Raw genomic sequence first — 1,539 nt, forward strand, 5'->3', positions numbered from 1 at the left:
GCGGTGTAGCCGGGGACGGTGATGCCGCCCTGGAAGCTGAGCAGCGACGCGGTGAAGATGATCTTCCCGTGGCCGCGGGCGACCATGGCCGCGCCCACCGCCCGGGCCAGCGCGAACTGGGCGCTCAGGTTGACCTGGAGCACCAGGTCCCAGTCGGCGTCGGGGTGTTGGGCGGCCGGTGTGCGGCGGATGGTGCCGGCGTTGTTGACCAGGATGTCCACCGGCCGCTCGCGGCCCGCGAGGTCCGTGCCCAGGGCCCGGACGGCGTCCGGGTCGGCGAAGTCGGTGCGGATCGCCTCGAAGGTGCGGCCCGCGGCCAGCACGTCCTTCTCGACGTCGCTGCCGGTGTCCTCCAGGTTGGCGCTGACGCCGATCACGTCCGCGCCGGCCTCGGCCAGGGCGCGGGCCATGGCCCGGCCGATGCCGCGCCGGGCGCCGGTGACGACGGCGAGCCGGCCGGTCAGGTCGAAGGCGGTCACGCGCTCGCTCCCTCGGTGTCGTCGGTGCAGTCCACCAGGATCTTCATCACGTCGCCGCCGCCCTCCAGGGCCTCGAACGCCGCCGGGGCCTCGGTGAGCGGCACCACCTTGCTGATCAGCCGGTCGGCCGGGATCGTGCCGTCGGCGACCAGCGCGACCGCCTTCTCGAAGTCGGAGCGGTCGTACAGGCGGGCCCCGACCAGGGTGAGTTCGCGCCAGAAGAAGCGGTGCAGGTTGATCTCGCGGGGCCGCGGGTGGATCGCCACCAGGCACAGCCGGCCGCGCACGCCCAGCACCTCCACCGCGGTGTCGACGCCGGCCGCCGCACCGGACACCTCGAACGCGACGTCCGCGCCCGCGCCGCCGGTCCACTCCCACGCCGCCTCGACGACGTCCTCGGCCGCCGGGTCCCAGGTGACCAGGCCCGACTCCTCGGCCAGCTTCCGCCGGTGGGCGCTCAGTTCCACCACCCGGACCTCGGCGCCGGCCGCCCGCGCCACCAACGCGATCAGGATCCCGACCGGCCCGCCGCCCACGACGACGACCCGCTCACCGGCCCGCACCTCGGCCCGCCCGACGTCGTGCACCGCCACCGCGGTGGGCTCCACCAGCGCGGCCCGGTCCAGCGCCAGCGACTGCGGCAGCCGGACCAGCGTGCCGGCGGGGACGGTCCAGCGCTGCTGCATCGCACCCGGCGAGTCGATACCGATGAAGTCCAGGTTCTGGCAGATGTGCGAGTTGCCGGCCCGGCAGGCCGGGCAGGTGCCGTCCCAGGCCAGCGGCATCACCGTCACCGCGTCCCCGGGCCGCCAGCCCTCCACCCCGGCACCGACCCGCACCACCCGCCCGGCCATCTCATGGCCCAGCACCGCCGGCACGGCCACCCGCGCATCCATGTCGCCGTGGAAGATGTGCAGATCCGTGCCACAGATCCCCACATACGCGGGAGCCAGCAGCACCTCGCCCGGACCGGGCTCGCACGGCCCGACCACGGCCGTGTCCAACGTCCGAGCAGCCGTGTAACGAACAGCAAGCGTCATCGTGATTCCCGAGTCTCTTC

General features: G+C 74.3%; 2 protein-coding genes. Both read right to left on the minus strand.

All coding sequences use genetic code 11. The annotated features are described in order from the left end of the window. The coding region (locus AB0P35_RS42065; protein ID WP_363521882.1) for an SDR family NAD(P)-dependent oxidoreductase at positions 1–479 on the minus strand (479 nt) is incomplete at its 3' end. Further along, entirely contained in the window at positions 476–1,519 is a 1,044-nt protein-coding gene (locus tag AB0P35_RS42070; protein ID WP_363521885.1) for an alcohol dehydrogenase catalytic domain-containing protein, read from the minus strand. The genes AB0P35_RS42070 and AB0P35_RS42065, both read right to left, overlap by 4 nt. Between the last annotated feature and the right edge of the window lie 20 nt (positions 1,520–1,539).

Origin of the sequence: Kitasatospora sp. NPDC085879 (genome assembly GCF_040686255.1) — a bacterium.
Lineage (GTDB): Bacteria > Actinomycetota > Actinomycetes > Streptomycetales > Streptomycetaceae > Kitasatospora.